The following is a 24,926-nucleotide window of genomic DNA, read 5'->3' on the forward strand; positions in this document are numbered from 1 at the left end:
CATGTCCATCGATTTTTCTCCTGAAGGCCTGACTGATGACCTGGTCGCTGCTGGCCACATCATCCCCGTAGGTGTGCAAGGCATTTTTGGTCGTGGTCCGGTATTTGAAGACGTGTTGCGCCGCTTTGACGACTATGTCAGCCGCGTCGCTGCCAATGATGGCGCGGTCAAAATGTCTTTTCCGCCCTGCCTGGACCGCAAGGTGCTGGAACGCAGCGAATACCTGGATTCCTTCCCGCAACTGGCGGGCACCATCTTCAGTTTTACCGGCAATGAAGCCCAGCACAAGGAGCTCATAGAAAACGTCCATGAAGGCCGTCCCTGGACCCATCTGCAAACCATGACGGCAGTCTGTTTGACACCAGCTGCCTGCTATCCGGTTTACCCCAGCTTCACTGGCACTATTCCTGCTGAGGGCCGTCTGGTGGATATGCAAAACTGGGTATTCAGGAATGAGCCTTCACCAGAACCTACCCGCATGCAATCTTTCCGTGTGCGTGAATTTGTCCGTGTCGGCACGCCCGACATGGTGGTGGTCTGGCGTGACACCTGGTTGCAGCGCGGCCTGGATATTTTGAAGTCTTTGGGTTTGCCTGCACACTCTGACGTAGCATCCGACCCCTTCTTTGGCCGTGGTGGCCGCATGCTGGCCGCCAACCAGCGTGAACAGCAATTGAAATTTGAAGTGCTGGTACCTGTGATCTCCGAAGCCAAACCGACGGCAGTTTGTTCCTTCAATTATCACCAGGATCATTTCGGCAAGCTGTTTGAGATTTATCAGCAAAATGGTGAGCTGGCGCATACTGCATGCCTGGGTTTTGGCCTGGAGCGCATCGTCATGGCCTTGTTCAAGACCCATGGCATGCAAACCGAACATTGGCCCCAGGCTACCCGTGACTTATTGTGGTCATGAGCTTGCACGCCTTGCCCCAGCTGACTGCGAGTGACTATCAGCCACATGCCCTGCATGGTGCTGACAGGGCCTGGGCAGAAACCAATTGCTATATCGATGTCTGGATAGAAGTCTTGCATGCCCAGGGACTGAACCCGCTGGCATGTTTGCCGATGGTATTTGCCAATAATTTTGATGGTGACCAATGGACGTTTTACAAACCACCGCATGAAGACTTGTTTGCCCTGTATGGCATCGATGTACAAGAGCTCAATGTCTGGCGCGGCTTGCTCAGTAATGCCACAGTACAGCTAGGCCGTGGCCGTCTGGTGCTGACAGAGACGGATTCATTCTATCTGCCGGATACGGCGGGCACGGATTACCGCACGAACCATGTCAAGACCACTATTGCCATACAGGAAATTGACCTTGAGCAGCAAAAGCTCGGTTACTTCCATAACAGCAGCTATCACGAATTGCGGGGCGAAGACTTTATCGAAACCTTCAGGATAGGCAAGCCACATGATGCGACCTTCATGCCGCTGTTTGCCGAGTTTGTACGCCTCGATCATGTGCAGAAAAAAACAGAGGCAGAGCTGGCAGCGATCTCTTTAGCCCTCTTGCGCAAATACCTGGCCAGACGCCCGCGCAGCAATCCTGTCAGCCTGTTCCTGCCAGTCTTTATCCGCGATGTAGAACAATTGAAAGAAGAAGGCATGGCAGCCTATCATGCCTATGCTTTTGCCTGCCTGCGTCAGCTCGGTGCAGGCTTTAGCCTGGGTGCGCATTACCTGCGCTGGCTGCAGCAACACCAGCCCTTGCAGTTTGAAGCGGCAGCGATAGAATTTGACAGCATCTCTGAAATCACCAAGACCTTGCTACTGAAAACTGCCAGGGCCGTCATGGGCAAAAAAGCCGTCGATCTGGCCCCCTTAGTGGAGCAACTGGCTGTACATTGGCAACAGGGCATGGATGCGCTGGATGCCAGTCTGGCTGGCGGGTGATATTGCATCCATGGCTGAAAAAATACTCATCCCGCTGACTACTGACTGGCAAGTCACTCAAGTTGCCAGTGACAGCGCTTTGTTACCATCGACATTGTCATCTGCGTTGTTATCTACATTGCCAGCACAAGTGCCTGGCACCATTGCCAGCGCCTTACGCGCTGCCGGGCAGTTTGAATATGGCAAAGATAATTTCGATGCGCTTGATGTCTGGTATTTTTGCGATCTGGATATACCTGCGGATGCGGCCCGCCTGCATTTTGAGGGCCTTGCTACCCATGCAGAAGTATACTGGAATGACAGTCTCATCCTGCGTAGCGAAAATATGTTTATCGCTCACAGCCTGGATCTACTCGCACATGCCATCAGTGGCAAGGGGCGTTTGAGCCTGCGCTTCATGGCATTGAATGCACTACTGGCACAGCGCCGCCCCCGCCCACGCTGGAAAACCCGTCTGGTCGAACAACAGCAATTGCGCTGGGTACGCACCAGCCTGCTGGGTCGCATGCCAGGCTGGTCACCGCCAGTAGCACCGGTGGGGCCATATAGGCCCATCCTGCTGGAATTACAAAGCCCTCTGCGCATCCGCAGCAAGAACATCACCAGCAAACTGGATGGTGAAGATGGGCAGTGCGAAGTCGAATTGCTGGTGCAAAGTACGCAGGCATTGACTGCCTGTGTCGTCAAAGTCGGCGCACAGGAATTTGTCTTGGATTGGCAAGACCTGGGCGAGCAGCAATATCGCATTCATGGCTTGTGTCAGCTGCCTGACGTCAGGAAATGGTGGCCGCATACGCATGGTGATGCGGCCTTGTATGCCCTGGAATTGAAGGCCAGCTATGCTGATGGCGTACAAATTATCAATCTTGGTCATACCGGTTTCCGGCAAATAAAAGTCGATCAGCGCGATGGCGATTTCAATTTGCATGTGAATGATGTGCCCGTATTTTGCCGCGGTGCCTGCTGGACTCCGGTGGACATGATCTCATTGCAAAATGAGGGCAAGGATTTACGCCAGATGCTGCTGCTGGCGCGCGACGCAGGCATGAATATGCTGCGCGTTATTGGCACCATGGTGTATGAGACTGACGCGTTTTATCACTTATGCGATGAGCTCGGTATCCTGGTCTGGCAAGACTGCATGTTTGCCAATATGGACTATCCCGTCACAGATGCTGCATTTACTGCCAGCATCACGACAGAAGTGCAGCAATTCCTGCAGCGTATTCAAGCCTCACCCTGCATCGCCGTCGTCTGTGGCAATAGCGAAGTGGAGCAACAGGCAGCCATGCTGGGACAGCCTGTGGAACTGTGGCGCAATACATTTTTTGCAGAGACACTACCTGCGCTATGCAAGCAATACAGTCCCGATGTGCAGTACTGGCCATCCAGTCCGAGCGGTGGTGTCATGCCTTTCCAGCTTGATAGTGGTGTCGCCCATTATTTTGGTGTCGGTGCTTATTTACGGCCACTCGATGATGCGCGCCGCAGCGCTCTGCGGTTTACTTCGGAATGCCTGGGTTTCTCGAATATGCCTGACGACGATCTGATCGATGGCATGTTGAAGAACGGCGAAACACCAGGCCCCTATCCGGCATGGAAGCAGGGCATACCGCGTGACAATGGCACAGGCTGGGATTTTGAAGATGTGCGCGATCACTATATGGCTGAGCTCTATAAAGTGAACCCTGCCAGCCTGCGTTATGCCGAACGTGAACGCTACCTGGCGCTGGCGCGTACGACCACTGGTGTAGTCATGGGCAGCACCATGGCGGAATGGCGCAGGGCAGGTTCGACTTGCCATGGTGCCCTGATCTGGTTCTGGCGCGATTTAAGACCAGGTGCGGGCTGGGGCATCATTGATGCCCATGGCAAACCCAAGGCAACCTATTATTATCTGAAGCGCGCCATGGCTGCGCTCACGGTGTTCATCACCGATGAAGGTTTGAATGGCCTGGCACTGCATATCGTCAATGACGGCCCGCAAGTATTCGAAGGTGAACTGGAATTGAACCTGTATCGCCATGCTGAGACCCGTGTAGCCCATGGCCGTATTGCCGTGCAAGTGGCGGCGCATACAGCAATCAAAGTGTCGGACTATGCGCTCCTGCCGCATTTTGTCGATACCAGTTACGCCTATCGTTTTGGGTCAGCTGGGCATGATGTGGTGCAAGTTGCCTTGTACCGAACCGACGAAGAGCAGGCATGCGCCACAGATTTTTATTTTCCGTCGGGGCAGCAATTTCCTCCGCAGGCAGAGCTGGGTTTGCACGCACATTGCAGCATGGATGCTGACGGCAATCATCTCCTGCATCTGAGTACACAAAAACTGGCGCAGGCGGTTGCGGTACAAATTCCAGGTCTGTTGCCTGACGATAATTACTTTCACCTGGCACCCGGCAGTAGCAGGAAAATTCGGCTGATGGTCATGGAGGGCAAGTCCATCAAGCCCGGACATGTACAGGCGCAAAACGCGCTGGGTAGTATCAGGGTGGCTGTGGCAACTAGTATGGCAACTTAGCGGGGCAGATTTGGCAATACAACAGTATCCTAGCAAAGACATCCTGTATACACCGCAAGCCTTCTGGTTTGGTGATGTTGCCAGTCCCATGCTGGGTTGGTACCACCCGGCCAGGGTGAGGGATGCTGGCGGCAGTCGCCAATGCGGGGTAGTGCTTTGTCCACCTTTTGGTCATGAATACATGGTGTCTTATCTGGCCTATAAACATTTGGCCATGCATCTGGCAAAAGCCGGGTTTGATGTCTGCTTTTTTGACTATAACAATAGTGGTGATGCGGCTGATGCCGAGGGTGACAGAGTCGCGTTGTGGCAAAAAAATATCAGCCAGGCAGCTATGCAATTACGTCAACTGGCTGGTATTGAACATATTGCCCTGTTTGGCTTGCGTCTGGGCGGTTTGCTGGCAGCTAGCATGGCAGCTACGATTGATGCCAGGGCCTTGCTCTTGATGGCTCCGGTTATCTCTGGTCGTGCCTATGCACGTGAAATGCTGGTTTTGCGCAGCATGAGTTCGCTGCAGGCAGAAGTCGACCCTGATCGCACCATAGACCCCAATCATGTGCAGACAGATGATGAGCTGACTGGCTATGAGTTTACTGCAACAACCCGCAGCAGTTTGGGGAAGCTGGATTTAAGCAAACTGCCTGCGCCAGCCATGCCGGTTTTTTTACAGGCGCGTGATGACATCAGCGGCCAGGAAAGCAAGCTGGTGCAAGCCTGGCATCATCATGACCACGCCCTGCACTTGTCAGAGTTGCCCGGCTATGCCGCCATGATGTGCGAGGATGCCCATGACACCGTGGTGCCGACGGCGATCTGGCAAGAGATGCAGGCCTGGCTGGGACGTTATTTTCCCTTGAATGAAGTGAGCAGCCGTGATCTGCCCGTCACCAATCCGGTGGCCAATATAGTGTTTGGCCATGTCGTGGTGGAAGAAGAATTGGTGGAGCTGGAAGGTATGTCCGGCATAGTCAGCCGGCAAGCAGGTGCAAATATCAAGGCTCTGCCTACTGTAATCTTGTGCAATATAGGCGCTAATCACAGGGTAGGTAATCACCGCCTGTATGTGACTTTGGCACGCAACCTGGCCAGTCACGGCTTTCATGTACTGCGTTTTGACAAGTCAGGCATAGGCTATAGCAAGACCACGCCGGACGATAAAGAAAACGATGTGCATGCGGCTTCCAGTGTCGATGATCTCAGCAGTGCCATGTATTTCATGCAGGGCAAATACCATAGCCCTTCATTTGTCCTGGCCGGTTTATGTTCAGGTGCCTATATGGCTTATCTGAGTGCGCTCAGGGATGAGCGCGTCAGCGGTCTGGTCTTGATGAATCAACTGACTTACCGCTGGCGTGAAGGCGATACTATCGAGGCACGCAAAAAAGCCACCATCAAATCCACCCATTTTTATGTACATGCACTGGCCAAAGGGGATACCTGGAAGCGAGTACTCAAGGGCCAGGTGGATTTTCGCCAGATAGGTGGCAATTTGCTACACCGCATAGGCAAGCGCCTGCGCACGCAGTGGCAGCTACTGACTACCTATCTGATGCACAATAATCTTTTCCTGGGGCAGGTAGCACGCAATTTTAAAAACCTGGAAGCCAGGGGGACAGAATTACTGATGATTTATGAAGCCAGTGATACTGCGGTGGATGTCATGACCGAGCAATTTGGCAGGCACGCCAAATTATTGGGACAGAGTGAACGCATCTGCCTGAAATTTTTTAGAGGGGCAGATCATACCTTTACCCCGCGCTGGTCACAATTGGCCGTGGTGGATTTCATCAGCAAGCATTTGCTGCATCGTTTCAGTCATCGCCTGCAAGATCAGGCGACGACTGCGCCTATGGCTGCTCTCCAGCGTTTTGACGCCGCCAAGAATATAGCTAAGCCTGCCGCTGCAGACGTGGCAAAATAAAGCGCCAGACCACGATCAGTTCAAACACTTCCACTACGATGAGTGCCAGGATAGCGCCTGGTGCGCCCATGCGCGGGATGCTGAAAGCGGTAATCAGTAACACCATGCTGAGCGTCACGCTGCCCAGGAAAAACATTTGTTTGTAGGCACCGCCACTGGATAACCAGGACGTGCCCACCCAGCGTGCCGCATTGATGGCGAAATAAGCACCCCACATCATGACCAGGGGATCAAGCCCGCTGTACTTGGCGCTGATGACATGGCTTTCCAGCCAGGGCAAGCCCAATAACAACAGGGCGACATAGGCCAGCACCACCAGTTCTATGCCAGCGATGGAAAACAGGGTCAGGCGCTTGAGGCCGCGCCAGTCTTTGTCTGCCATCAGGCGGCTGGCTTCGGGGCGCGCCACTCTGGACCAGGCTGCCACGGCCAATGGTATGGGCATGAGCATCAGGCGTGAAGCATTCAAATCGGCAATCGCTGCTACCCCCAGCCAGGCACCGGACAGATACACATAACTGTAGTTCGAGAGCCAGCCAACGATCACGCCCGACACTGCCCAGCGCCCGTGGCCGGCGATGGTTTCCTGGTGAGCATTGATGGCGAGCGCGATCTCTTCCTTGGCATGCGCTTCCACATCTGCTGTTGTGTGTGCCAGAAAATGCTGACGACTGGCCAGGGTACACAGGAAGGACGACAAGGCCAGCAGCACAAATACGGTCACCAGATCAAAATGCTTGCTGAAATACAGGAATGCCAGCCCCAGGGCAACCAGGCTCACATATAATATATCTTGCCTCAGAACAGAGATGATATCGGACTGGATAAAGCCCACGGTGCGGCCATATTCGCGTATGCCGTTGCCAAACAGATAGGTGGCAAATACCGCTGCCAGTATCCAGCTTTTGTTGCTGTAATGCGTCGCTGCCGGTACAAATTCTACGATCACGAAGGCCAGCGAACCCATCGCCAGGGTCCAGGCCACTTGCTTATACCAGTAATGGCGCAAGAGCGATTTGCGGGTATCTCCCTGCACTGATGGGGCAACCGTGGTCAGTGGCCCGGCTATCCATGAATCAACGATGAGTCCGACCAGCAAACCACCAGCGTACAATTGCCCATACAGACCATAACTTTCTTTGGCCACCAGATTCATGAGCAAAATGCCAATGACAAAATTCAGGGCGCTGAGCATGCCCTGATCGATGACCGACAAGATGGAAGAAGAAAGAAATTTTTTATAAAAACTCATGAGCTTGCACGAGGTGGTCCTGGCTTATGATGCGGGATTGCAATGCGACGGCTAGCCTCAGCATATTTTGCAACAGAAACATAACATCAAGACTGGTTGATACACAAAGTATTTCATTCTTTTACTATGACTTTAACTTTATTTTTCATCATTTATGAATAATTTAACCACTAAAGACCGGGCTCTGGTGCTGTTCAGTGGCGGCCAGGATTCTGCCACTTGCCTGGCCTGGGCCTTATCCCGTTATACCCATGTAGAAACCATAGGCTTTGCCTATGGTCAGCGCCATGCCATAGAACTCAGTGTCAGGCCGACGCTGATAGAAAAAATGCGTCAGTTTTCACCTGAATGGCAAAGCCGCCTGGGTGAAGATCATATGATAGATTTGTCACTGATTTCCCAGCTTTCGCATACGGCGATGACAGAAGACATCGCCATAGAGATGCAGGAAAACGGCTTGCCGAACACCTTTGTCCCTGGCCGCAACCTGATGTTCATGATGACGGCCGCGACCCTGGCTTATCGCCGTGGTTTGAATGTGCTGGTCGGTGGCATGTGCGAAACCGATTTTTCCGGCTACCCTGATTGCCGCGACGACACCATGAAAGCCCTGCAAGTAGCACTCAATCTGGGCATGAACACCCGCCTCAAGCTGGAAACCCCGCTGATGTGGATCAACAAGGCAGAAACCTGGCTCCTGGCTGAGCAACTGGGTGGTTCCGCACTGGTTGACCTGATATGTGAAGATACCCATACCTGTTATCTGGGGCAGCGTGGTGAGCTGCATCCCTGGGGCCATGGTTGCGGCACCTGCCCGGCCTGCGCTTTACGGGCTCGCGGCTATGCGCATTATCGTGCAGGTAATTTCGAACTGTAAGCATGGCGTTAGCTTGGACATCTAAACTGGAATGACAAATCATGATAAAACCTAGCCCATGCTGATTGCTGTCATCACCGACTTGCACGCCAATCGTGAAGCCCTGCAAGCTTGCCTGGCGCATGCAGAGCAGCACAAGGTCACGCAGTACGCCTTCCTCGGTGATCTGGTTGGTTATGGTGCGGACCCAGGCTGGGTGCTGGATCAAGTCATGGAATATGTCAGGCAGGGAGCCTGGGCGCTGATGGGTAACCATGATGCTGGCTTGCTACAGAGCGAGCGCCAGGGCATGAACCCGGTCGCCAGAAAAGTGGTGGAATGGACACGTGCGCAACTCAGCGCTGAACAACTCGGTTTCATTACCAAATTGCCTTACCGCATAGAATGGCAAGACATCCTGTTTGTGCATGCCAATGCCTGGGCCCCCGAGGACTGGGAATATATAGACGGCGTCATGGAAGCCACGCGCAGCATGCATGCCACCAAGGCCAGCATCACGTTTTGCGGCCATGTGCATATGCCTGGCCTCTACCATATCAGCATGACTGGCAAGACCGGGGAATTTACTCCCATGCCTGAAGAAGGCATACCACTCAGCAGGCAAAGGCGCTGGCTGGTCATCCCCGGTTCTGCGGGGCAGCCGCGTGACGGCAACCCGGCGGCCTGTTATGCAACTTTTGATACCGAAAGCCAGGTCTTGACTTATTACCGGGTTCCCTATGATGCTGAAAGCGCCTGCCAGAAAATCATCGCGGCCGGTTTGCCTGCCAGTCTGGGGCAAAGACTGTTGCACGGTAATTAACCCAGGGTAGACATGAGCCACCCTGCACATCACAAGCTGCAAAGCGGTATGGAATTCGATGGCTACCGCCTTGAAGAGAAACTGCATACCGGTGGTATGGCGGCCTTGTGGCGGGTCACCGATTTGCGTGAGCGGCATCCACAGCAGCCAGCCTCCCTGATCATGAAAGTCCCCCTGCTGTATTCTACCGACGACCCGACTGCCATCGTCGCCTTTGAAGTCGAGCAAATGATCATGCCCAAACTCAAGGGTGACCATGTGCCGCGGTATTTTGGGGCAGGTGATTTTGATGCCCAGCCTTATATCGTCATGGAACAAATTGCTGGCGCTTCCCTGCGCAGCCGTTTTGAGGAGGCGCCTTTACCCATTGCTGAAGTGGTAGAGATCGGTATCAAGGTCGCGCATGCCTTGCAAGACCTGCACAAGCAACATGTCATCCATCTTGATATCAAGCCCAGCAATATCATGTTCCGCCCGGATGGCACTGCGGTACTCATAGACTTTGGTTTGTCGCGGCATGACCGCTTGCCGGACTTGCTGGATGAAGAATTCCGCCTGCCCATGGGCACAGGTCCCTATATTTCACCGGAACAGGTCATGGGTGTGCGCAATGAGCCGCGCAGCGACCTGTTCTCGCTTGGGGTCTTGCTCTATTATCTGGCAACCGGGCAGCGGCCCTTTGGTCATCCGACTTCCATCTCTGGTTTGAAGAAGCGCCTGTATCGGGACCCAATTCCACCACGCAAGCACCGTAGCGACATGCCAGCCTGGTTACAGGAAATCATTTTACGCTGTCTGGAAGTCGAACCGTGCGCACGTTTTGATACGGCGGCGCAACTGGCTTTTTTATTGCAGCATCCAGATCAGTTGCAATTGACGGCGAGAGCGGAAAAACAGGGGCAGGATGGGTATATGGCGGTACTCAAGCGGCGCTTTCAGGCAGCTGGGGCTGAACCTGTCATGACGCAGAGTGCCTCGGGTCAATTATCCAAAGCCCCTATCATCGTCGCTGCACTGGACTTGAGTGCCAGTTCCATAGCCCTGGCAGAAAGCTTACGCACTATCACACGACGTATGTTGCAGACTGAACCAGGCGCGCGCCTGGCCTGCCTGACCATACGCAAGGTCAGCCGCCTGGGCATGGATGAAAGCCTGATACAGCAGGGTGAAAATATCCATGTCAAACACCTGGTGGACCTGAAACACTGGGCCAGACCCTTGCAAGTCAATCCCGATAAAATCACCTTTCATGTGCTGGAAGCACCAGATGCGGCAGCTGCCATCATCGATTATGCCCATAGCAACCGGGTCGACCACATCATCATAGGTTCACGTGGTAGCTCGGCCTTGCGTCGCTATCTGGGCAGTGTCTCGGCACAAGTTGTGGCCGAGGCAGAATGTACGGTGACAGTCGTGAAAGCCAGCGACAAGTAAGTCTACTTCTTCACACTTTCCAATACCTGGTCGACAAAATCGCCATCAGCATCGCTGAACTTCAGGCGTACCGGATACCATTCCAGGCTTGGGGCCAGCCATAAATCCAGTTGCTGGTCCTTGGAGTCGGCAGGTGGTGCCTTGCTGACGTGGATGGCCTGCATGTCTCCCATGGAGGTCTTGATATTTTCCAGCCCCAGCACTTTGAAAGTCCAGGGGTCGGCGTCCCTGCGGCCTGCCACCAGCATTTTCCACTCCGAACCGGCCTTGAAGCTCTCGCCAGCGGCGCGGGCAATTGCAATCAATTGCCAGCTGGCGCTGGTTCTGTCCTGTTCGCCGCCTTTCAGGGTATAGGTTTCAGCAGAAGCACTGAAGCGCAAGGTTTTGCTGTCACGCTCAAAACTGGTGGTGGTGGCGGGTTTGCCAAACCGCTTTTCAATAAATTTGTCTGGTGCCAGGCCATAGTCATCGATGCTGCCATGGCTGCTGGCATCGAGGATTTTGCCAACCAGCATGGCACGGGTCTCGGTGACTATGCTGTATTTTTGTTCGCTGTTTTGCCATTTGACCGAGGCCGAGCCACTCAAGGGCAAGCCGCTTTGTTTGGCCTTGATGCTGTATTGCAGTTCTGCGGATGGTGGCAGTTTGGTGGCAGGTTTGGGGCTGGCTTCATTGGCCAATGCCAGGGACGGGCCGGACAAACTGAATGCCAGTGTGAGAGCCGCATATAAATTCAAGGAATTGCGCATGTTCATTTGTCCGTATTTGGAATGCTGATGATCTTGGCGGCAGTCTGGGTTGTGACGGCACCATTACTTTCGGTATTGCGTATTTGTACTGGATACCACTCAATTGCCGGTGCCAGCCAGACTTCGAGTTTGGAATTGTATGAACCAGGACGCGGTGGTCTGACCACATGCCAGGCCATGATCTTGCCAGCCTTGGTATCGAGTTCTTCCAGGGCGATCACGACAAACACAAAGGTGCTGACGTCGCGTTCTTCGGCAACCTGTACACGGATTTCCCGTCCAGGCTGAAATCTCTCTGGATCAGCATATCCTATGCCTGCCAGTTGCATGAGCACACTGGCTTTGTCCTGTGCCCCATCCTGTATTTGTTCGACTTTGTTGGAAGATGAAAAACTGACGGTTCTTTTTGCATGATCAAAATGGGTTGCAGTTTCGCTGCGGCTGCGTCTTTTTTCTTCACTAATGAGGGGGGTGATGCCATAAGTATCAATCGCGCCTTCACTGCGTATCTGATAAAGATTGATGGAAGTCAGCAGCAAGTCCAGCGAAGCTTCTATGCTCATCTTGTAACGTCCATCTTTGAATAACCAATTGATTTCACCATCCCCATAAACTGGATTACGATTGGGTTCAGTACGTACAATGCGCATGCTGATTTTACCAGTCTGTGGCACATGTATGGAATAAGTCTGAGGACCCTCACTATTGCTGTTGTCTTTGTTGACTGGACCAGTTACTTCTTCTGCCTTGATTTCTGGTTTGTTCTCCACCGGCGCGACAGGAAGGTTTTCCTGCGTTTCTACAGGAGTAGTGCTTTTGTCTATGACAGGTTCAGGCGGAATGGCTTCTGCCCGCCTGGCAGGCGGGGCTGGTGGCGTCACCGTTTTGGTCTTGGGGATAGCCAGGGGCCCGGGCTTGGGCTGATTACTGGCCGCTTTTTGCTCACTCGGTTCAGGAATATCCCTGAACTGCACAACGATGGGGTTTTCCTGCGCCCTGGCTTGAGTCGGCGCAGAGTCCGGGTCCAACCCATGCAGGGCTAACAGATGCAGCAATACTGCCAGTGTCAAAAACAGCAGATTCTGACGCGTGAGCAAGCGTAGTTCAAATGTAGGGGCAATCGTGTTCATCTTGCTAGTGTAAACGCAGTCGGCAGTTTTTTGGATGACTAGAGCAATGTTGTGAGGGGGTAAAATAGCATTTTCATAGCAAATCTGGCCTTGCAGGCAAGTTGGAAATCATTTGATGTTAACGACAATAAAAAAATGCTGGACTCAGGCTGGTAGTTGCTTGCTGCTGTTATGCCTGCTGCATAACAGCCAGGCTGCCAGTTCCTCTATTCCTGCTACTCCCATACGCATAGGCATGATAGATGGCTTGAGCGGGGCTTTCAGCAATGCTGGCGAGGCAGTGCAAAGAAATCTGCAAATCGCCATAGAGCGTATCAATGCCCGTGGTGGCGTGCGCCTGCCAGATGGCCAGCATCCCCTGCTACTGACTAGTTTTGATAATAAACAGGGAGTGGAGGAGTCACTGACAGCGCTCAAGCACCTGACTGACCAGCAGATACCCTTCGTCGTACAGGGCAATAGCTCTGCAGTCGCCCTGGCACTGGTGGATGCTATCAACAAGCATAATCAGCGTACGCCCGATCATCGCGTGCTGTTTCTGAATTATTCTGCAGTGGATACCACGCTGACCAATGAAAAGTGCAGTTACTGGCATTTCCGTTTTGATGCCCATGCCGACATGCGCATGCATGCCCTGACCGAAGTCATCAAGGCCGACAACCGCGCCAAAAAGATTTACCTGATAGGACAGGACTATAGTTTTGGCCGCCAGGTCAATCAGTCAGCACGCACCATGCTGGCCAGCAAACGGCCAGATATCAGCATCGTCGGTGAAGACCTGCACCCCATAGGCAAGATCAAGGACTTCGCTCCTTATGCCGCCAAGATCAAGGCCAGTGGTGCCGACGCTGTCATTACTGGCAACTGGGGTAATGACCTGAGCCTGCTGGTCAAGGCGGCCAGGGATGCGGGCATGACGACCAAGTTCTACACCTTCTATGGCAATGGCCTGGGCGCACCGGCAGCACTGGGCGACGCTGGTCTGGGCAGAGTACGCGCCGTGGCTGAATGGCATCCCAATGCCGGTGGTGCCGATAGTGATGGGTTTTACCAGCAATTCCGCCAGCGCTATCCCGATCCCCGCGATGACTATGTGCACTTGCGCATGCAAGTCATGATAGAGATGCTGGCGACGGCGATAGAAAAAGCAAAAACCACGGAAGCAGCAGCAGTGGCCCGTGCCCTGGAAGGTGCACATTTCAAGAATACTTTTCACGATGCTGTCATGCGTGCAGAAGACCATCAATTGATACAACCATTGTATGTCTCGGTCATGCAAAAAAAGGGCGAGAACGGGGTGCGTTTTGATAATGAGGGTAGTGGCTATGGTTTTAAAACCGAACGTTATTTCGATGCTGGATTGACGGCTCTGCCCAGCTCATGCAAGATGCTTAAATTGAAATAATAGTCTTATGCAAAACTACTCCAGCTGCGTAAGCCCTAGTATCTGTAATCCTGAAAATATAAAGGAAGCATCGTATGAGTAATCCATTTTCTGGTTCCGACATCCCCGGCATGAATGCCATGGGCGACACCCTGTCTTTCGTCAAGAAACTCTGGGGCAATATGCAAGTGCCTGGCATGGTGGCACCACCCATGTCGGTCGATGAGCTGGACAAGAAAATTCAGGATTTGAAGACAGTGGAGTCCTGGCTGACCGTCAACATGAACATGTTGCGCGGTACCATACAGGCCCTCGAAGTGCAGCGTGCTACTCTGGCTGCCTTGCAATCGCTAGGTGAAAGTTTTGCCCAGCATGCGCAACAGGCCAGTGCCATGGCCGAGCAGGCAGCTACACCATTCTCTGCCAGACCTGCGGCAACGGAAGAAGCGCATAGCAATGCCAACTGGCCTATGCATCCATCGACTGACAAGCCGGAATCCGCTGCTGGCAAGATACCTGAGCCAGACCCGGATACCGAAGTTGATGAAGACGAGGATATGCCGCCAGATGCCAGTGAAGTCAAGGCGGAAACAAAATCCGAAGTCCATTCCAATAACCGCGATGCACCTGCCGATGCGCCGGAACAGGCACGGACCAGCGATGCCAATGCCCCGTTTGCCAACCCGGCTGCCTGGTGGGGTTTGCTGCAGGAACAGTTCAAGCAGGCGGTCAGCAGGGCCATGGAAACTGAACAGGCTGTCAGTACAAGCGCAGAGACAGAGGTGAAAAAGACTGCTGAGAAAAAATCGGCGGTGACAAACAAGAGCGCTACCAAACCCAAGGTCGCCAGCACTACTAAAACAGGCATAAAAACCGGCACTAAAGCGGGTGCTACAGCGGCTAACAAGGTCGTGCCTAAAGTCACCACAAAAACTACCGGCAAGCCAGCCAGCAAATCACCAGCCAAGCCGGTGACGAAAACCACTAGCAAACCAGGTAAGACGACAAAATAGCCAAACCCAGGCAGTAATAAAAAACATGGTACCCCAGGGTGTCATGTTTTACTTCGTTGAATTTTGCTGGATTTTACTCAGCAATCAAATCCCGGTATCTTCTTTCGAACATTTGACCTTGTTTGCCGGCTTGATCTCTACTGCCTGCATATTGGCATCCAGTGCCCAGGCGCTGACTGGCTTTTCTATTATGCGGTTGCCTTTACCTAGCGTGACGGCATTCACGACCGCCAGATTGTTTTGTTTACCAAAAATACAGTTACCATCCAATGATATACCTTGCTTGGGGACGGGCGGCGGCAAAGGTATGTCCACCATTTTCAATGGCGATTTGGCCAGTTCGGCAGGTGACATCTCGTTGTAATAGAGGTTGCTGTCGATGATAAATGCTGCCGCTGCTGGACGGCTCTCCGTCATCTCTTGCGCTTCTCTGCCTGTGAATTTGGTCATCACCGCCATCAGTTTGCCACCGGCCTTGCCGGTTGACACTGTGCCCCAGCCTTGCCGTAATTCCTTACGCGATGGCAGACCTGCCTGTGGAGCAACCGGTACAGGCATGGCCGCTGTTGGTGTTGCGGCTTTTGCCGCTTGCATTGCCTGAGCCGCCGGTGCTGCCGCTGTTGGTACTGCAGGCTTGGCAGCTGGCATCGCTGCTACCGGTTCGCTGGATTTTTTGTAGACACCGTCGAAGGGGACATCGCCCCAGGCGCTGGCGCAGGTTTCTGCCTGCAATTTCATGCCAGCAACTGCGCGTTTCAGACTGACGGTGCAGCGGCCTTCTGTATACGTCCAGCCACCAGGCGCATCGCTGAACTGGCCTTCGCCAGCACCGGTATGCAGATTGCCTGGTTTGCCTTTTTCTTCGACTTCAAGCAGAAATTTGCCATTTGCCTTGATCGTCAGCAAACGCTCGAACTTGCTGTCACTGGCTTCATACACGCCTGGTAAAGGGTAGGGGCTGTAGTCAGCAGCATGGGCGCTGGCAATCAGGCTGGACATGGCCAGACACAAGGGTAACAGGCTGGGGAAGGTAAGAAGTGTTGATTTTTTCATGGATGCTATGGTGAAAGTGAGTGGGGCCTGCCGAAAGCAAGACGTATCTCCAGCGACGACAATGAAAGATGATGCATTAATGTCATTCGATCTTGCATGAGGAGGCTAAGCATGTCAATCAAGTAATTGTGTGTTTTATATGAATGGGCAACAATGTGTAAGCAGGCTTGTGCTGGGGATCAGACTTTGGTAGTGCATTGCATTGATAAAATGATTGCTGACAGTATGGATATTCAGGAGTGACAGCTTTGGTTTTTGTATATGAAAGAATTCCTGAGTACGATATTGCCAGCTAGGGACTGCGCGAAATTGACCAGCAATTCCCAATGGCAGTGGCTGCCAGGTGGGCAATAGATCGCGAACGCCTATTTACTTGCGTTATATGAGGTATGAACGCGAACAGCCTTCGCACAAGAATTTCAGTTTTTTCTGGAAAGACAGTTTGTTTCGTCTTATTCCGGCTAGCGAGGGGCAAAGTCTGGATGGTGACCCAGGGTGTACCAGTTGGACCTGGGTAGGCATGCGTGATCACGGGCCGGATGCTGGTCATGTTGCGCATGTTGACTTTTGAGTGGCTAAGCCATGTCAGGCCTTGCTTACCAGTAAGCGCTAGATTTGCTGCAAAATCATCCCGACGATTATCGTAGTCCGGCATTTTCAGGGAAACTGGCTGTCATCCCAGGCCCATTCACTCACGCAAAATTTGCAGGGCCTCCCTGGTCCACTGTATCTTGCTTTCTTCGAAGGTGATGCCTGCCTTCAGTATCAGGTAGCGCAATTTGTCTTCACGCGATAACAAGGATGAACTGAAGTCGCGTTTTTCTATATCACGATAGGTCTGTAGTTCTTGCTCATGCAATTGCAGGCGGCGCTCGAATTCTGCTACCAGGCCCAATGGACCTATGGCAGCATCGGCGCGCAATTTGACCATCATCTCGTCACGCTGTCGATTGGGTTCGCTACTTTCCCTGGCCCAGCGACGCAATTCTTCCGTGCCGTTGGGGAGTACCTTGAACTGCTTCTTACCTGCCCGACCTCCTTCCACTTCGCTTGACTCTACCCAGCCTTGCTCTTCCATACGCGCCAGCTCCCTGTAAATCTGCTGGTGAGTTGCATGCCAGAAATAGCCTATGGATTTGTCAAAACGTCGTGCCAGCTCATAACCGGAACTCGGTTTTTCAGCGATTGAGGTCAGCAGGGCGTGAGGCAGAGACATGTTTTAGAGTGATTAGTCGATGTGGTTTTCAGACATTTTATATGCAACTGGTTGCATAAATAAAGCAGTTTCGTTATATTCTTATGCACTCAGTTGCATAGTATGTATTTTAGGCATCTGCGGCTTGATTGAACCCTTTATATTTAGGAATACGCCATGTCTTTTTATCCTCACCTGACAAAGCCACTCGATCTGGGTTTCACTACCTTGCCAAATCGCCTCTTGATGGGGTCCATGCACGTGGGGCTGGAAGAAGTCGATCATGGCTTTGAGCGCATGGCGGCATTTTATGCAGAGCGCGCCCGTGGCGGTGTAGGCCTCATCGTGACCGGCGGCATCGCCCCGAATGAAAGAGCACGCCCCATGCATGGCGGTGCCATGCTCACCACAGAAGCAGAAGCAGAACACCATAAGATAGTCACCAAGGCCGTGCATGATGCCGGTGGCAAGATCGCCATGCAGATTTTGCATTTTGGCCGTTATTCTTACCAGCCTACCCTGGTTGCACCGAGTGCCATCAAGGCACCGATCAACCCTTTCAAACCGCATGCATTGACGACTGAAGAAGTGGAAGAAACAATTTCCGATTTCGTCCGCTGTGCTTCGCTGGCGCAATCAGCTGGTTATGATGGTGTCGAAGTCATGGGTTCGGAAGGTTATCTGCTCAATGAATTCATCGCCGCCTGCACCAATCAGCGCGATGATGAATGGGGTGGCGCTTATGAAAACCGCATACGCTTCCCTATAGAAATCGTGCGCCGCATACGCGAAAAGGTAGGCAGCAATTTCATCATCATTTACCGCCTCTCCATGCTGGATCTGGTTGACGGTGGTTCTACCCTGGAAGAAGTCACGCAACTGGCAAAAGCCATAGAAGCGGCTGGTGCGACAATTATCAATACCGGCATAGGCTGGCATGAGGCACGTATCCCTACCATTGCCACCAAGGTGCCACGCGCTGCGTTTGCCTGGGTTACCAAGAAACTCAAAGGTCAGGTGAATATCCCCCTGATTGCGACTAACCGTATCAATACTCCTGAGATTGCCGAGCAATTGCTGGCAGAAGACTATTGCGACATGGTCTCGATGGCACGCCCGCTACTGGCAGATCCACTATTCATGCGCAAGGCAGAACAGGGCAGGGCAGATGAAATCAATACCTGCATAGGTTGCAACCAGGCTTGCCTAGATCACACTTTTGGCGGCAAGGTCACCTCCTGCCTCGTCAATCCACGTGCCTGCCACGAAACTGAACTGCTTGATGCACCGCTGGCAAAAGCCAAACGCATTGCGGTAGTTGGCGCTGGCCCAGCCGGTCTGAGCTTTGCCACGACAGCAGCCAATCGCGGGCATGCTGTCACCCTGTTTGATGCTGGTTCTGAAATTGGCGGTCAGTTCAACATCGCCAAGCAAGTGCCAGGCAAGGAAGAGTTTTATGAAACCTTGCGCTATTTCGGTAAGCAAATCGAACTGACTGGCGTCACACTCAAACTCAATACCAAGGTCGATGCAACAGACCTGGCAGATTTTGATGAAGTGGTGCTGGCGACTGGCATCACTCCACGTGTTCCTCCTATTGATGGTATAGAGCATGCCAAAGTCCTCAGTTATCTGGATGTTTTGCGTGACAAGAAAGCTGTTGGAAAATCTGTCGCCATCATAGGCGCCGGTGGCATAGGATTTGACGTTGCCGAATACCTGAGCCATAGCGGCACCAGCCCCAGTCTGGACCCAGAAAAATTCTATGCAGAATGGGGTATCGATACTGACTATAAAAACGTCGGTGGCTTGCGCGCCGCTGAGGTGGAAAAACCAGCACGTCAAATTTTCCTGTTACAGCGCAAGACTTCCAAGGTAGGTGATGGCCTCGGTAAAACTACAGGCTGGATACACCGCACAGGTCTCAAAAACCGTGAAGTGCAAATGATAGCTGGCGTCAGCTATGACAAGATTGATGATGCAGGTTTGCATGTCACCATAGGTGGCGAGCAAAAACTGCTGCCTGTCGATAATGTCATCCTGTGCGCTGGCCAGGAACCAAGGCGTGACTTGCAAGCCATGCTGGAAGCCGCAGGCAAGCCTGTGCATCTGATCGGTGGTGCAGATGTGGCGGCTGAGCTGGATGCCAAACGTGCTATCAATCAGGGTACTCGTCTGGCAGCGACTATATAAAGCCAAGCTTTTGATTCACCATGTGCCAGCAATGAACACTCCAGGCGACACTATTCTGGATAATTCATTGCAGGCATGTTGCAATTGCAGACAAGGTAGAGCGCGATGGCAGATACGCAAGGCTTGACGTTCAACAAGCATACACTCAGCATCAATATTTTCAGCGTCAGTGATGTCAATATTGTGTATGCGGGCTCACCGCATAGACTCAGTGCTGGCAAGCTCATGCGTGCTAAAACTGCAGCAGATGAAAAGCGCTTCCCCGGCTCTGGTTCTGGCACCTATATCACATTTGCCGGGCCAGTCGACATCGCCTGGAAGTCGCAGGATGGCACTGAGCTGAGCTATGCCCTGGACCTGGATGAAGTATTCAAAGACCGCAAAGTCTTGCATACCGAAGACCAGGCGCGTTTCTACAAACCCGAGCCAGTGTATGGAAGCGCACCTACCATCATCGTAGAGCTGGATGACCGCACACTGAACGTCTATATGTTTGTCACCATACGTCTGGAAAAAGATGAAATGACACGCGAACACAAAGATCACTACACCCTGGCTTACACCAAAAAGTTTTGAACGGAATCAGCAAAACCGCCCCTGAAAGGATGATGATGAATAATGTACCAACAGCAGTCGCCACCTCCCTGCAAACCTGGCATGCCATGATTGCCAATAAAGACTTGAGTGCCTTGCCTTCCATCGTGCACGCCGATGCCGTATTTCGTTCACCCATGGCGCATCAGCCCTATGCCAGTGCCCAGGCGGTCGTGCTGATACTGAGTACGGTGGTCCAGGTGTTCGAGAATTTCACTTATCACCGCGAGTTGTCGTCGGATGATGGTCTCAACGTCGTGCTGGAATTCAGTGCCAATGTCGGCGACAAGCAACTCAAGGGCATAGACATGATACGCTTCGACGCCGATGGCAAGATAGTCGATTTTGAAGTCATGGTCAGACCCATGAGTGGCTTGCAGGCGCTGGGGCAGGAAATGGGGACAAGGCTGGCGCAGTACCTGCCAGCCTATAAAGCGACCAAATAATATTACTTACGCGCCTGATTTTTCAAAAAGCGCATGAAGCTGCCCAGCACGGGCAGCTTTTCATACAATTCCTCAGCCGCATCCCAGTAGTCTCTGTGAAAATTCACCCTGCCATCTTCAGCAAAGCGTATATGCGTGGTACCGCGTATGCACTGCGGCGCTGCATTGAAGTTTTTCATGGAAAATAAAAAATCCCAGACCAGAAAAGCCGTGTCGCCTTGCAAGACTGATGAAGTAATGCGAAAGCGCGGTTCATGGACTTGCACAAACATGTGCTGGAATACCTGATTAATTGCAGGCAGGCCACGCAGCTCATTGAACGGGTCTTTGAAATAAGCATCTTCGGTATAGATGCCGGACATGTCCTGACAGGCTCCAAGTGAAATGCTTTCAAAGAAGGCGATAAGCCTGTCCAGGCTGGTCTGGTGATCAATCGTTGCTGGCATTTGAATGTCGGACATTTATAAACCTGTGACTTTATGAACCAGATAAAAATAACTACGGTAAGGCAGCAGGCGCGCCAGCCTTAGCCAGTTCGTAAAACGATGGGGGAAGTGAATATGAAAATCCCCCCTTTGCATGCCCTTGACGATGGACTGTGCTGCTTCAGGTGCACTGATCAGAGCGGGCATCTTGAAACTATTCCCATGCGTCATCGGTGTTTCTACAAAACCGGGATTGATCATATACACCGCAATGTTTTTAGGACGCACATCCAGGTACAGGGATTCACATAAATTGATGAGCGCGGCCTTGGTCGGGCCATAAATCAGGGCCTTGGGTAAACCAGACAGACCGGCAACTGAGCCAACAATGCCTATGCCACCGCTACCTTGTTGCAGCAGTGCAGGCGAGATCACATCCAGGCATTGATAGACGCCACGCAAATTAATATCGATCAAGCGGTTGATCGCCACCATATCAATACTGTCTGCCCGCATTTCATTGTAGCTACCTGCCACAATCAGCACCAGATCTATGGCTCCCCATTTTTGTATGAGACTGGCATGGCAGGCGATGATGCTGGCATGATCGCAGATATCAACAACCATCGCCTCGGCCATGGGATAGCCGGCGGCGATTTTTTCCAGTTGCGCCAGTTTGCGGGCGGACAGTGCCACCCTGGCCCCCAGCTTCAACAATAACCTGGCAGTTTCTTCACCTATGCCACTGGATGCTCCTATGATCCAGATGCGTTTTCCCCGCCAGTCACGAATGGTGGGATTCATGATGTGGTGTTACTGCGTTTGGTGAAGGATAAAGTGACGCTGCCCAGCTCAACACCAAACTTGCGCATGATGGCGCGATTGAGCATGATCTTGTCGTCCATCAAGACCATGGTGTCGTCAAAGTCTACATTGTAGACACTGCCATCGACGGGCAGGGCCAGTACATAATTCCAGTGCAGGGTATTGCCAGATACCTGTCCTCTGGCTTCGCCTATGACATCAGCTGCAGTACCGGTAAATTGATCATCGCCTGTTTTTTTCAAGGTCCAGATACGTTTTTGCTTGCTGCCATCTGAATAGCTGAAATCTTCATTGAATGTGCCTGTATCACCTGACCACTGGCAATCCATGACCACGGTAAAGCGTTTGACAATCGCACCAGATCTGTCCTGGAACATGCCCCAGGCATCGAGCTTGCCATTGAAGTAGCTTTGCATATTCAGTCTGGGATTTTCATTCCGGTAGCGGCCAGGCTCATATTGGCTGGCACAGGAGGTCAGCATGAAGATCAGGCTGCAAAAAAATAATCGGTAGGTGTGCTTGTACATGTGCTTTCCTGGTGAGAGTGCTCTTTTGATGGTGAGCTCAGCCGCCGGCGGCTTTGCTACCCAGCAGCCTGGTGCGCAAACTTTGGGCTGTGGTTTTCTTGTCCAGCCATATTGCAAAGAAGGCATGGGCAAATTCTGCGTCACGGATCTCGCCCAGCAATTTTCCATTCAGGTAAAACCTGGCTGCTTCATTCGGTATATGGATGCCGGTGATGTGCATGCCTTGCTTCACATCGGGAAAGAGATGCTTCATCTGCGCCAGCCAGTGTTCACGTTTTTCTACTGTACCCAGTTTGAGTTTTTCAATTTCTTCTATGCTGGCATCGGCGATCTTGCTGCCATATAAGGTGCGCGCATAAGCCAGATCCAGCGCAAACTTTTGTGGCTTGTCACTACTGGGCTGATATCCCTCAGGCGCAGACCATAAGCTCGCATCATAAATATGCAGGCCAAACCAGCGAAAACTACCTGTACCCTGCAGGCTGGCTTGCGGGATTTCTTCGCTGATATGTGCGGGTACTGAGTTTGCGACTTTGTCGTCCGCATGGGCAGTCATCGCAGTCACTGCAATCAGCAGTGATGTGCATAGCGCACGCCTGGAGAATGAAATTGTCATATTTTCCTTAATGTGAATTGCGTGACATTGATGCTGCCAGCGCGGAAACCCGCCTCGCAATAAGCCAGGTAAAATTCCCAGGTACGCAAGAATTCATCATCAAAACCCTGGGTTTTGACCTGTGCCAGTTTTTCCATGAAAGCATGGCGCCAATGCAGCAGGGTGCGTGCATAGTCCAGGCCAAAGTTATAGGTATCCAATATTTCCATGCCGTAGCTAGCAGCCATGGCATGGAATTTTTCTATCGATGGCAGCATGCCGCCAGGGAAAATGTATTGCTGAATAAAGTCGGTCCCCTTGCGATAGCGCTCAAATAATTCATCTGCAATGACTATGCTTTGCACGCAGGCGCGGCCACCCTGCTTCAGATTGCGTTGCAGGCATTCAAAATAGCCCGGCCAGTAAGCTTCACCTACGGCCTCAAACATTTCTATGGAAGCGATAGCATCATAGCTGCCCGTTGCATCGCGATAATCTTCAATCTTCAAATCACTGCGTGCTTGCAAACCTGCATGGTGCAGACGTTCAAGGGCGTATTGCAATTGCTCGGTAGATAGCGTCAAGCCAGTCACGTGTGCTCCTGCATCCCGTATCGCCATCTCGGCAAAGCCGCCCCAGCCACAACCTATTTCCAGCACCTTGGCGTTTTCCGGCAATGCCAGTTGATACAATATGCGGCGGTATTTTTCTTGCTGGGCTTCTTCCAGTGACTGTTCTTGTTCACTGGAATAAATCGCGCTGGAATAAGTCATTGATGGGTCCAGCCACAGCTTGTAAAATTCATTGCCTATATCATAGTGGGCATGAATATTTTTTTTGCTGCCTGTGCGGGAATTGCGGTTCAGCAGGTGCCTGAGTCTGTAGATGAGATTACCCCACCAACTGCCATAAATCACACTTTCCAGTTGTCGGCGATTATGAGAAATCAGTTCTATCAAACCGGTCAGGCTGCTGGTGGTCCAGTGGCCCGCTATATAACTTTCGGCAAAACCTATATCACCAGACTTGAGGACGGCGCGACATAACTCCCAGTCCTTTAAATGAAGGCTGACATGTTGCCAGCCTTCATAGGCGCGGCCAAAGCTGGCTGTTTGTCCATCCGGAAATTGTATAGTCAGGCAACCATGTTCAAGTTTATTGAGCAGACTCAATACAAATCTGGCTTGCGCTGGGAAATGCGTGCTATTCAGTTGGGTACTTGCTGCGACATTCTTATCAGTGCTTGCAGTGCCAGAGGCAAAGGTGGGATGTAGGCTGCTCATCGGCTTAACTCTTCAGTAGGAGGAATAGGTTTGGAAATAAAAGGTACGCGCTTGATCCACAGGCGCAGGGCTTGTATATGGATGCGTAGTACCACACCCACAGTCATGAAGGGGTAGCGCAGCATCACGCTGGCTATGCGCATATTGCTCATCGTTTGTTCACGGCCAGAAACACTGGTCAGCAGTAGTGGGCCTTCTGCATCTGCATAGTCAATGCGGGCCAGGTATTTTTTTTGCGTGTGCTCTGTGGTTTGTCCGGGCATCTCTTGCTGTGCTTGTATGAAGCGGAAGCGATAGCTACCTTCAACCTTGCAGAAGGGCGAGACGTGGAAGATTTTCCTGGCTTGCAATTCTTCGCCATTGGCCAGCTTGCCGCTTTTTTCCAGCAGGTATAAGTGCTTCTCGCCAAAGGTATTACGTACTTCGCAAATAATGGCGCGCAAGCTGCCGTCCTGGCGATGGCAAAACCAGAAAGACACAGGATTAAAGACATAGCCAAACACGCGCGGAAAGCACTGCAACCAGACCTCGCCATCAGCATCTGCAATGCCCTGGCTTTTCAACACGCCATCTATCCAGTGAGCCAGCGGCTGCTTGCTATCGCCATGGTCTCTCTCATGGAAAGACAGCGCATTAAAGCGATTTACTGAAAACAAGGCTGGCATGCTTACGCGATGGATGTCGCGTACAGGCACACGTATAAAAAACACGCCATAGCGAAAGGCATTTTTAACAGGACGCAGGCGCTTATGCATGACTTCGCCAGTGCATAAGACGACAGCAGTTTTCAGGAGGGGGGTATTCATCG

The 24,926-nt window shown here is 52.3% G+C and carries 24 protein-coding genes; 13 read left to right on the forward strand and 11 right to left on the reverse strand.

All coding sequences use genetic code 11. The features are described 5' to 3' along the window. Position 1: 1 nt before the first annotated feature. Genes ACO0LC_RS16580 through ACO0LC_RS16595 form a run of 4 tightly spaced genes read left to right on the forward strand, consistent with a single transcriptional unit; the run spans position 2 to position 6,341 of the window. Positions 2-913: an amino acid--[acyl-carrier-protein] ligase gene (locus tag ACO0LC_RS16580; RefSeq protein ID WP_423005018.1), complete on the forward strand. Its 912-nt coding sequence runs from the start codon at positions 2-4 to the stop codon at positions 911-913. Continuing rightward, positions 910-1,896: a DUF1839 family protein gene (locus ACO0LC_RS16585; protein WP_423005020.1), complete on the forward strand. Its 987-nt coding sequence runs from the start codon at positions 910-912 to the stop codon at positions 1,894-1,896. The genes ACO0LC_RS16580 and ACO0LC_RS16585 overlap by 4 nt, the downstream gene beginning before the upstream one ends. Next, positions 1,874-4,417: a glycoside hydrolase family 2 protein gene (locus ACO0LC_RS16590; protein WP_423005022.1), complete on the forward strand. Its 2,544-nt coding sequence runs from the start codon at positions 1,874-1,876 to the stop codon at positions 4,415-4,417. Before ACO0LC_RS16585 ends, ACO0LC_RS16590 begins: the two co-directional genes overlap by 23 nt. A 10-nt stretch (positions 4,418-4,427) precedes the next feature. Next, positions 4,428-6,341 (forward strand): alpha/beta fold hydrolase, encoded by a 1,914-nt coding sequence (locus tag ACO0LC_RS16595; RefSeq protein WP_423005024.1) that lies wholly within the window; start codon positions 4,428-4,430, stop codon positions 6,339-6,341. Here the strand turns inward: ACO0LC_RS16595 and ACO0LC_RS16600 are convergent. Beyond that, entirely contained in the window at positions 6,310-7,593 is a 1,284-nt protein-coding gene (locus tag ACO0LC_RS16600) for a lipopolysaccharide biosynthesis protein (protein WP_423005026.1), read from the reverse strand. The genes ACO0LC_RS16595 and ACO0LC_RS16600 overlap by 32 nt on opposite strands. A 154-nt stretch (positions 7,594-7,747) precedes the next feature. Between ACO0LC_RS16600 and queC the strand changes: the two genes are divergently transcribed. From queC to ACO0LC_RS16615, 3 genes are read left to right on the forward strand one after another with little or no spacing between them, the layout of a single operon-like run. After that, on the forward strand, positions 7,748-8,470 hold the full coding sequence (gene queC / locus ACO0LC_RS16605) for a 7-cyano-7-deazaguanine synthase QueC (RefSeq protein WP_423005028.1): 723 nt from the start codon (positions 7,748-7,750) through the stop codon (positions 8,468-8,470). 58 nt (positions 8,471-8,528) lie between these two features. Then, entirely contained in the window at positions 8,529-9,272 is a 744-nt protein-coding gene (locus ACO0LC_RS16610) for a metallophosphoesterase family protein (protein WP_423005030.1), read from the forward strand. A gap of 12 nt (positions 9,273-9,284) precedes the next feature. Beyond that, entirely contained in the window at positions 9,285-10,706 is a 1,422-nt protein-coding gene (locus ACO0LC_RS16615) for a protein kinase domain-containing protein (RefSeq protein ID WP_423005032.1), read from the forward strand. A 2-nt stretch (positions 10,707-10,708) separates the two neighbouring features. Here the strand turns inward: ACO0LC_RS16615 and ACO0LC_RS16620 are convergent, their stop codons facing one another. Both ACO0LC_RS16620 and ACO0LC_RS16625 read right to left on the reverse strand, forming a co-directional pair. Beyond that, entirely contained in the window at positions 10,709-11,455 is a 747-nt protein-coding gene (locus ACO0LC_RS16620) for a DUF3108 domain-containing protein (RefSeq protein WP_423005034.1), read from the reverse strand. A gap of 2 nt (positions 11,456-11,457) precedes the next feature. Next, the gene (locus tag ACO0LC_RS16625; protein ID WP_423005036.1) at positions 11,458-12,585 is read right to left on the reverse strand and encodes a DUF3108 domain-containing protein; all 1,128 of its coding nucleotides are present in this window, start codon (positions 12,583-12,585) and stop codon (positions 11,458-11,460) included. A 115-nt stretch (positions 12,586-12,700) separates the two neighbouring features. On the opposite strand from ACO0LC_RS16625, the gene ACO0LC_RS16630 reads away from it, so the two are divergent. Further along, positions 12,701-13,990, forward strand: coding sequence for a branched-chain amino acid ABC transporter substrate-binding protein (locus ACO0LC_RS16630; RefSeq protein WP_423005038.1), 1,290 nt, complete (start codon positions 12,701-12,703; stop codon positions 13,988-13,990). A 74-nt stretch (positions 13,991-14,064) separates the two neighbouring features. Beyond that, positions 14,065-14,982 carry a PhaM family polyhydroxyalkanoate granule multifunctional regulatory protein gene (locus ACO0LC_RS16635; RefSeq protein ID WP_423005040.1) on the forward strand — a complete coding sequence of 306 codons (918 nt, stop codon included), beginning with the start codon at positions 14,065-14,067 and terminating at the stop codon, positions 14,980-14,982. Between the two features lie 84 nt (positions 14,983-15,066). On the opposite strand, the gene ACO0LC_RS16640 is transcribed toward ACO0LC_RS16635, so the two are convergent. Further along, a complete protein-coding gene (locus ACO0LC_RS16640) occupies positions 15,067-16,035 on the reverse strand; it encodes a hypothetical protein (protein ID WP_423005042.1) in 969 nt (322 codons plus the stop codon). A 442-nt stretch (positions 16,036-16,477) separates the two neighbouring features. On the opposite strand from ACO0LC_RS16640, the gene ACO0LC_RS16645 reads away from it, so the two are divergent. Further along, a complete protein-coding gene (locus ACO0LC_RS16645; protein ID WP_423005044.1) occupies positions 16,478-16,606 on the forward strand; it encodes a hypothetical protein in 129 nt (42 codons plus the stop codon). A 117-nt stretch (positions 16,607-16,723) separates the two neighbouring features. Here ACO0LC_RS16645 and ACO0LC_RS16650 read toward each other — a convergent pair whose 3' ends face one another. Then, the gene (locus ACO0LC_RS16650) at positions 16,724-17,251 is read right to left on the reverse strand and encodes a PadR family transcriptional regulator (protein WP_423005046.1); all 528 of its coding nucleotides are present in this window, start codon (positions 17,249-17,251) and stop codon (positions 16,724-16,726) included. 156 nt (positions 17,252-17,407) lie between these two features. Between ACO0LC_RS16650 and ACO0LC_RS16655 the strand changes: the two genes are divergently transcribed. From ACO0LC_RS16655 to ACO0LC_RS16665, 3 genes are all read left to right on the forward strand, one after another. Next, entirely contained in the window at positions 17,408-19,423 is a 2,016-nt protein-coding gene (locus ACO0LC_RS16655; RefSeq protein ID WP_423005048.1) for an FAD-dependent oxidoreductase, read from the forward strand. A 105-nt stretch (positions 19,424-19,528) separates the two neighbouring features. Next, positions 19,529-19,999 (forward strand): hypothetical protein, encoded by a 471-nt coding sequence (locus tag ACO0LC_RS16660; protein ID WP_423005050.1) that lies wholly within the window; start codon positions 19,529-19,531, stop codon positions 19,997-19,999. 35 nt (positions 20,000-20,034) lie between these two features. Beyond that, positions 20,035-20,463 carry a nuclear transport factor 2 family protein gene (locus ACO0LC_RS16665; RefSeq protein ID WP_423005052.1) on the forward strand — a complete coding sequence of 143 codons (429 nt, stop codon included), beginning with the start codon at positions 20,035-20,037 and terminating at the stop codon, positions 20,461-20,463. 2 nt (positions 20,464-20,465) lie between these two features. Here the strand turns inward: ACO0LC_RS16665 and ACO0LC_RS16670 are convergent, their stop codons facing one another. From ACO0LC_RS16670 to ACO0LC_RS16695, 6 genes are read right to left on the reverse strand one after another with little or no spacing between them, the layout of a single operon-like run. Beyond that, positions 20,466-20,924, reverse strand: a complete 459-nt coding sequence (locus tag ACO0LC_RS16670) for a nuclear transport factor 2 family protein (RefSeq protein WP_423005054.1) — start codon at positions 20,922-20,924, stop codon at positions 20,466-20,468. Beyond that, positions 20,925-21,692 carry an SDR family NAD(P)-dependent oxidoreductase gene (locus ACO0LC_RS16675; protein WP_423005056.1) on the reverse strand — a complete coding sequence of 256 codons (768 nt, stop codon included), beginning with the start codon at positions 21,690-21,692 and terminating at the stop codon, positions 20,925-20,927. Continuing rightward, positions 21,689-22,240, reverse strand: a complete 552-nt coding sequence (locus ACO0LC_RS16680) for a DUF3833 domain-containing protein (RefSeq protein WP_423005057.1) — start codon at positions 22,238-22,240, stop codon at positions 21,689-21,691. Before ACO0LC_RS16680 ends, ACO0LC_RS16675 begins: the two co-directional genes overlap by 4 nt. A gap of 37 nt (positions 22,241-22,277) precedes the next feature. Next, positions 22,278-22,856, reverse strand: a complete 579-nt coding sequence (locus ACO0LC_RS16685) for a chalcone isomerase family protein (protein ID WP_423005058.1) — start codon at positions 22,854-22,856, stop codon at positions 22,278-22,280. Continuing rightward, the gene (locus ACO0LC_RS16690) at positions 22,853-24,118 is read right to left on the reverse strand and encodes a class I SAM-dependent methyltransferase (protein WP_423005059.1); all 1,266 of its coding nucleotides are present in this window, start codon (positions 24,116-24,118) and stop codon (positions 22,853-22,855) included. Before ACO0LC_RS16690 ends, ACO0LC_RS16685 begins: the two co-directional genes overlap by 4 nt. Beyond that, positions 24,115-24,924 (reverse strand): DUF1365 domain-containing protein, encoded by an 810-nt coding sequence (locus ACO0LC_RS16695; protein WP_423005061.1) that lies wholly within the window; start codon positions 24,922-24,924, stop codon positions 24,115-24,117. The genes ACO0LC_RS16690 and ACO0LC_RS16695 overlap by 4 nt, the downstream gene beginning before the upstream one ends. Positions 24,925-24,926 lie beyond the last annotated feature (2 nt).

The sequence above is a fragment of the Undibacterium sp. JH2W genome (genome assembly GCF_049340425.1).
In the GTDB taxonomy this organism is placed as follows: domain Bacteria; phylum Pseudomonadota; class Gammaproteobacteria; order Burkholderiales; family Burkholderiaceae_D; genus Undibacterium.

Bases quoted from the DNA above. Each gene is read 5' to 3' on its own strand.
- ACO0LC_RS16580 (WP_423005018.1), top strand. From the start codon at position 2: ATGTCCATCGATTTTTCTCCTGAAGGCCTGACTGATGACCTGGTCGCT.
- ACO0LC_RS16585 (WP_423005020.1), top strand. From the start codon at position 910: ATGAGCTTGCACGCCTTGCCCCAGCTGACTGCGAGTGACTATCAGCCA.
- ACO0LC_RS16590 (WP_423005022.1), top strand. From the start codon at position 1,874: ATGCCAGTCTGGCTGGCGGGTGATATTGCATCCATGGCTGAAAAAATA.
- ACO0LC_RS16600 (WP_423005026.1), bottom strand. From the start codon at position 7,593: ATGAGTTTTTATAAAAAATTTCTTTCTTCTTCCATCTTGTCGGTCATC.
- queC (WP_423005028.1), top strand. From the start codon at position 7,748: ATGAATAATTTAACCACTAAAGACCGGGCTCTGGTGCTGTTCAGTGGC.
- ACO0LC_RS16610 (WP_423005030.1), top strand. From the start codon at position 8,529: ATGCTGATTGCTGTCATCACCGACTTGCACGCCAATCGTGAAGCCCTG.
- ACO0LC_RS16615 (WP_423005032.1), top strand. From the start codon at position 9,285: ATGAGCCACCCTGCACATCACAAGCTGCAAAGCGGTATGGAATTCGAT.
- ACO0LC_RS16620 (WP_423005034.1), bottom strand. From the start codon at position 11,455: ATGCGCAATTCCTTGAATTTATATGCGGCTCTCACACTGGCATTCAGT.
- ACO0LC_RS16625 (WP_423005036.1), bottom strand. From the start codon at position 12,585: ATGAACACGATTGCCCCTACATTTGAACTACGCTTGCTCACGCGTCAG.
- ACO0LC_RS16630 (WP_423005038.1), top strand. From the start codon at position 12,701: ATGTTAACGACAATAAAAAAATGCTGGACTCAGGCTGGTAGTTGCTTG.
- ACO0LC_RS16635 (WP_423005040.1), top strand. From the start codon at position 14,065: ATGAGTAATCCATTTTCTGGTTCCGACATCCCCGGCATGAATGCCATG.
- ACO0LC_RS16640 (WP_423005042.1), bottom strand. From the start codon at position 16,035: ATGAAAAAATCAACACTTCTTACCTTCCCCAGCCTGTTACCCTTGTGT.
- ACO0LC_RS16650 (WP_423005046.1), bottom strand. From the start codon at position 17,251: ATGTCTCTGCCTCACGCCCTGCTGACCTCAATCGCTGAAAAACCGAGT.
- ACO0LC_RS16655 (WP_423005048.1), top strand. From the start codon at position 17,408: ATGTCTTTTTATCCTCACCTGACAAAGCCACTCGATCTGGGTTTCACT.
- ACO0LC_RS16660 (WP_423005050.1), top strand. From the start codon at position 19,529: ATGGCAGATACGCAAGGCTTGACGTTCAACAAGCATACACTCAGCATC.
- ACO0LC_RS16665 (WP_423005052.1), top strand. From the start codon at position 20,035: ATGAATAATGTACCAACAGCAGTCGCCACCTCCCTGCAAACCTGGCAT.
- ACO0LC_RS16670 (WP_423005054.1), bottom strand. From the start codon at position 20,924: ATGTCCGACATTCAAATGCCAGCAACGATTGATCACCAGACCAGCCTG.
- ACO0LC_RS16675 (WP_423005056.1), bottom strand. From the start codon at position 21,692: ATGAATCCCACCATTCGTGACTGGCGGGGAAAACGCATCTGGATCATA.
- ACO0LC_RS16680 (WP_423005057.1), bottom strand. From the start codon at position 22,240: ATGTACAAGCACACCTACCGATTATTTTTTTGCAGCCTGATCTTCATG.
- ACO0LC_RS16685 (WP_423005058.1), bottom strand. From the start codon at position 22,856: ATGACAATTTCATTCTCCAGGCGTGCGCTATGCACATCACTGCTGATT.
- ACO0LC_RS16690 (WP_423005059.1), bottom strand. From the start codon at position 24,118: ATGAGCAGCCTACATCCCACCTTTGCCTCTGGCACTGCAAGCACTGAT.
- ACO0LC_RS16695 (WP_423005061.1), bottom strand. From the start codon at position 24,924: ATGAATACCCCCCTCCTGAAAACTGCTGTCGTCTTATGCACTGGCGAA.